Origin of the sequence: Pseudoalteromonas sp. S558 (assembly GCF_005886635.1) — a bacterium.
GTDB lineage: Bacteria > Pseudomonadota > Gammaproteobacteria > Enterobacterales > Alteromonadaceae > Pseudoalteromonas > Pseudoalteromonas aliena.
On the sequence record NZ_PNDU01000396.1, the window covers coordinates 1 to 5,318 of the forward strand.

Consider the following 5,318-nt stretch of genomic DNA (forward strand, 5'->3'; position numbering starts at 1 on the left):
AATTAACCTGAAATCTGGTTAAGATATTTACTAATATATTGAATCATAATGATATTTAAATTTATTTTTCTCTAGCCAGAGATTTTTAGTGAAAACAAGGCGAATTTACGCGTCAATAGCTGGCCTACTGCAAGTAAATTCAACGTAGTTAGCGCTGAAAATAGCTCGAGATAGATTTATTACCCAGAGTTCAGGTTACTTACTACTAGCTGTGTTGATGCTCGGCATGACTTTCTATTTGCAATACGCTGCTTTTAACATTAAATTTTAATGACAATAGCTGTTCTACTTTTAAACGACAGACCTCATCATGCTTTTCGATAGTGCAATGCTGTTTAAGTACCACATGGGCTCCCACTACGGCCTCTTTATCTTTACGGGTAACGGTTACGTTGTGTACGCTATGCACATGCTCTATATGAGTTATTTCGTATTCAATATCAACCACTTTTGGAAGTTTTTCTTTATTTAAACGTAACCCTTGAATGCAACGAACAATGACCTTAATACCTGTAAATAAGACGAAAAATGCGATAAGCATACTCGATAAAATATCAATAACATCCCAGCCAGTAAAATAGATAAGCATACCAGCAATAAAAGTCGATACAGTTGAAATTAAATCAAAAAACGAATGTAAAAATACAGCGTAAATATTAATACTGGCTTTACGACCTTTGTACAAAACCCACGCTGCTGCACCGTGAAACAAAAAGCCAATACCCGCAATAGACGACATCAAGAAGCTATTAATGGCAAGCTCATTGCCCTCATGATGATGAATAAAACGCTCCCCCCCTTCATATAAAATAACTAAGCTAATGGCTAAGTATAAAACGCCATTAATAAGCCCACCAAATAATTCTGCTCGTTGGTGACCATCGTTGTAAGTTTTAGCAAAGTGAATAGCAAGGCTTGAGGCTATTAACGCAATGAATAGCGAGCTGTTATGGACAAATAGATGCCCTGCATCTGCAAGTACTGCAAGTGAATTTGCATAATATGCGCCAATAACTTGAATGACCATGAATGAGCATGTAATTGCTAATGCAATTAATAACCGGCGGCGGGAAGCCTCGTGTGTAGTGATCTCTGTCATGAACTGTTTGAATTACCTATACTTAGAATGCAAATAAGCCTATAGACAGGCTTAGTGAGAAAAGAGTAATGATATACAGTATCAATTATAATACGTCGGTAATTCAAACGCACTAAAAAATTAGTAAAATGAAAGATAATGTACTAAAAGTAGTAGAGTAAGTATAAAATATACCTTACAAAACAGTATAATTTAATAACGCGGAGTGAATAAGTGGGTTTGCATTCAACACAAGAAACATGGAGTACATTAAAACATCTTCCATTTGCTGTTTTACTTCATGATACGCAATCGCAAACCTACCAGGCGAACGCGCACGCACAAACATTATTTGATTTAAATACAAATTCCCCATTAACTGAAAATGACTTTAACCATTTCACTTTAATAAACCCTCTCAGTAAAATAATTTTCTCTATAAAATCACTGTTTAACGATTACTTACTGCCGCATACAAGTAACCAAATACTTATTGAAAAACAAGGTAATACGTTTTTACTAAATGTAAGACTTGCACACGTTAATGAGTCGCTTTCAATGCTCGTATTTGAGCTAATTAAAAATAACGTAAATGAAGAGTATAATTTTGATAAAGTGATATCTAGCATATCAACCGATTTAATTGATATACAAATTGACGATATCGATAAGCATATTGACTATGCCCTGAAAGCCATTGGTACTGTTGCAAATGCAGATAGAAGCTACTTGTTTAGATTCAATAAAAACAATACAAAAATGAGCAATACGCATGAATGGGTGAATGAAGGCATTTTACCTTTCAAAGATACATTACAAGATGTTCCTAAAAGTGCACTGCCGTATTTTTTCAGCTTAATGAATGACACATATTTATTCAGAGTAAATGATACATCGACCCTTCCTAAAGCAGCACTCAGTGAAAAAATCGAATTCGAACAACAAGAGATAAAATCGGTATTGTGCATTGGTCTTCGTTATGAAAAAGAACTTGTTGGGTTTATCGGCTGCGATAGCGTAAAAGAACTACGGGAGTGGACCGATTTAGATTTAATAAGGTTAAAGCTTGTAGGTGAAATACTGACTAACGCATTTAAAAATATAGACTACAGAAAAAAGCTAGAATTAGCTCAGCGACAACTCATTACTGCCAATAAAAAGCTAAATGAATTAGCAAATACTGATGGGTTAACAAATATAGCCAATCGACGTAGTTTTGACCGCGCACTTAAAAATGAAATCAGGCGCTGTGTCCGCAATCAGCATCCCATAGCACTAATCATATGCGACATTGATTTTTTTAAATATTACAACGACAACTACGGACACCAACAAGGTGACGAAGCTTTAAAAATAGTTGCAAGTACACTTAATAAGTTATGTAATCGTCAAGGCGATTTAGCTGCGCGTTACGGTGGTGAAGAGTTTGTTATTATTTTACCCGCTACTGATGCAAAACAGTGCAAAGCGTTTACTGCGCTTATTCAAAAAGAAATTGAGAGCTTAAATATTGAGCATCACTATTCAAATATTGCTAAGCGCCTTACTGTTAGCATGGGGTTTTATGCTTTAATTCCCAGTACAAAAACGATTCCTGAAGATCTTATTAGTAATGCAGATTCCGCCCTATATAACGCAAAGAAAACAGGGCGAAATAAAGTATCCGAATTTATATCCGAATAGTTTTTACTGCATTAATTTTCGTAGCTTAATTTGTTAATTGTATTGCTTTTCCAGCAATAAATGCAGTTAGCAACCCTGCAACCATTGCACAGGCAAAAGTACAAATTATACCGCCTATAACACCATAAACGCCTACCAAACAGCTTGTTGCTAATATAAACAAGCCTATTACCAACGGTAATTTAATCAACATTGTTAATGTGCTTTTACGAATGCAGAACATCATAACGAATAAACTCATCATCGCCGTAAATATCAAAAATTCATTCATGCAGTTTTTGCCTCTATGTATGTTTTTGTAGAAGCTTTTATTTTCAACGCGTAGCCAATACACATGGCCCCCACAAACATAAAGCTAGCATCAACAATAGCAACTAAGCCACTGTTTAAATTAATAATATTACTGTGACTCAATAAAATATTTAATGGCAGCACAGCACACAATGCTAACCCACAGAGTAAAAGTGTCTGTTTAAAATAGGTTTTATAATCTACAGGCAATAACCCTATTAATAGCCAGCCTAACCAAGTATAAAAGAATACAGGTCCAAAATAGCTATTTTGCGCAACACCAATGACATTGTGATTAAGTATTATCTGCAGCGGGAAAAGCACAAAGCTTGCTAACACTAAACCACCGCAACTTCCTATAATAAAGCGGTTCCAACGCGCGTAAGCAACCTCAGATAAACTAGCATTACTCCCTCGCGTACGTTTTGCTAGCCACATCATCATCCCAGACACAGGTAAAAGTGCAGTACAAAAACCAAGTAACACCCATAGTAGTTTGATAAAAATGCCTGCAAAATTACCAAAGTGCATTGGAAATACAAGTTCTATTACTTTTATTGATATCCCTGATATATTACCAAAACTACTCATCGATTTTACAAATTCGCCACTTCCACGATAGTGCAGTAACTGAGAAGCCACCGCTTCTCCACCAAGTAAACGTAAATACACCTGCGCATTAGCGTCATTGTGAGCCATTATTGTTGCATCTATAATCACGGCTTTTGGATAACGGCTATGTGCATTTTCTAGTATGGTGTCTAGCTGTGTCGGCTGTTTAGTATGGCTTATTACTGTTTCTGGTATGGCTGTAAAAGTTTCTATCAGCTTATTTTGATCGCCACCAAAACTCACAAAAGCGGCGGCGGGCAATAAAATAACTGTTGCCAGTCCCAAAAAAGCCCCTGAAAAACCAATCACAATATTAAATACACTTCCCCAAATGCCCATTACTTTATGGCCATCACTAATCGCAATATTGAGTCCTTTGTCGCGTCTGAAAGTAAATAACTCTTTTATCAATTTGCGATGAATAAATAAGCCTGTTATCGCACTCACTAATAACGTTAACCCCAAAAAGCCAGTGAGAATTAACCCAATAGGACGACCTAAATGTAAATCAGCATGAAATTCACCAATATAGCTCGGGGCATCAGTTTTTTTATTTGCATAAAAATCTTTGCTAGGGCCGTAGTAAGTATTCACTAAAGTAAGTGTATCGGGATGAAATTGAAATACTCTGGCAACTTCCTCGCTGTAATTCTCATCTCCGTGGTGCGATTCGAATACAAGGGTTAACAGATAGAAATTATGGCCACTTGGCATAAATACATGGATATTTTCCCCGAATTCATTGGGCACTTGTTTGTGGTACTCATTAACTAAGCGATTTACTTGAACACTCGCAACGTGTTGACTAGATTGTAATTCAGGGTTTGCCCATATTTTTAACTCAGGGCGAGAAAGCACAGCCAACGCACCACTAAACGCAATAATAAATAATAATACGGCGGTTATTATCCCAACCCAGCTATGTAATAAAAATAGCTTTTTTAAAGTAATCGACTTCATCCTTGCCCCTGCGTTAACGCCCAAAAACTAAATAATCCGTGTGTAGCACACAATAAACCCATCACCATAAAAGGCTGCCATACTTTTTCAGCCAAATAAGCATATATAAATAACGCTGTCCAAATGATTGGAAACAACAAAATAGGCAGCAAAATTTGCTCACTCATCTCAAAGGGTAAATAAGTGGTCATTCCAGGAATTATGATAACGGCGGTAATAAGTGCCATCACACAGGCTAATAAGTGTCGCCTGCGTGTAGCGTTAAACGTTTTTTTATTATTCATTGTTTACTCATTAAATTTACTTAAACATATACCAAACAGCACATGCAAATGATAACAATTGTTATTATATTGTGCATTTGATATTTAATGCAATTCATTAAGCACGTTTAGTCACTTTTATATTAAAAAATATTGTTGATATGACGCATTAAGGGCGGAGTCTTTTGAGATTAAATTTACAGCGGTCTCTGGATTCGATTTGCTTAAACGGCCTAACGGCTCTTGCCATAGGCTTTTTAACATCTTGTATAATCGCTTATTTTATAATTAACCTGAACTCTGGATAATAAATCTATCTCGAGCAGCTATTTTCAGCGCTAACTGCGTTGAATTTACTTGCAATAGGCCAGCTATTGACGCGTAAATTCGCCTTGTTTTCACTGAAAATCTCTGGCTAGAGAAAATAAATT

5 protein-coding genes are annotated in these 5,318 nt (G+C 36.1%); 1 reads left to right on the plus strand and 4 read right to left on the minus strand.

The window, feature by feature from the left end; genetic code table 11:
- Nucleotides 1-205 precede the first annotated feature (205 nt).
- Entirely contained in the window at nucleotides 206-1,099 is an 894-nt protein-coding gene (locus tag CWB66_RS19940; RefSeq protein ID WP_138586728.1) for a cation diffusion facilitator family transporter, read from the minus strand.
- 213 nt (nucleotides 1,100-1,312) lie between these two features.
- Here CWB66_RS19940 and CWB66_RS19945 point away from each other — a divergent pair, with 213 nt between their 5' ends.
- On the plus strand, nucleotides 1,313-2,761 hold the full coding sequence (locus tag CWB66_RS19945) for a sensor domain-containing diguanylate cyclase (protein ID WP_171037547.1): 1,449 nt from the start codon (nucleotides 1,313-1,315) through the stop codon (nucleotides 2,759-2,761).
- Between the two features lie 25 nt (nucleotides 2,762-2,786).
- Here the strand turns inward: CWB66_RS19945 and CWB66_RS19950 are convergent, their stop codons facing one another.
- From CWB66_RS19950 to CWB66_RS19960, 3 genes are read right to left on the minus strand one after another with little or no spacing between them, the layout of a single operon-like run.
- The gene (locus tag CWB66_RS19950; protein ID WP_138586729.1) at nucleotides 2,787-3,032 is read right to left on the minus strand and encodes a hypothetical protein; all 246 of its coding nucleotides are present in this window, start codon (nucleotides 3,030-3,032) and stop codon (nucleotides 2,787-2,789) included.
- Entirely contained in the window at nucleotides 3,029-4,624 is a 1,596-nt protein-coding gene (locus CWB66_RS19955) for a PepSY-associated TM helix domain-containing protein (RefSeq protein WP_171037548.1), read from the minus strand. The genes CWB66_RS19950 and CWB66_RS19955 overlap by 4 nt, the downstream gene beginning before the upstream one ends.
- Complete coding sequence (locus CWB66_RS19960; RefSeq protein WP_077535664.1) at nucleotides 4,621-4,908, minus strand: hypothetical protein; 288 nt, start codon at nucleotides 4,906-4,908, stop codon at nucleotides 4,621-4,623. Before CWB66_RS19960 ends, CWB66_RS19955 begins: the two co-directional genes overlap by 4 nt.
- Nucleotides 4,909-5,318 lie beyond the last annotated feature (410 nt).

Excerpts from the sequence above, each read along its gene's own strand:
- CWB66_RS19940 (WP_138586728.1), bottom strand. The coding sequence starts at position 1,099 with ATGACAGAGATCACTACACACGAGGCTTCCCGCCGCCGGTTATTAATT.
- CWB66_RS19950 (WP_138586729.1), bottom strand. The coding sequence starts at position 3,032 with ATGAATGAATTTTTGATATTTACGGCGATGATGAGTTTATTCGTTATG.
- CWB66_RS19955 (WP_171037548.1), bottom strand. The coding sequence starts at position 4,624 with ATGAAGTCGATTACTTTAAAAAAGCTATTTTTATTACATAGCTGGGTT.
- CWB66_RS19960 (WP_077535664.1), bottom strand. The coding sequence starts at position 4,908 with ATGAATAATAAAAAAACGTTTAACGCTACACGCAGGCGACACTTATTA.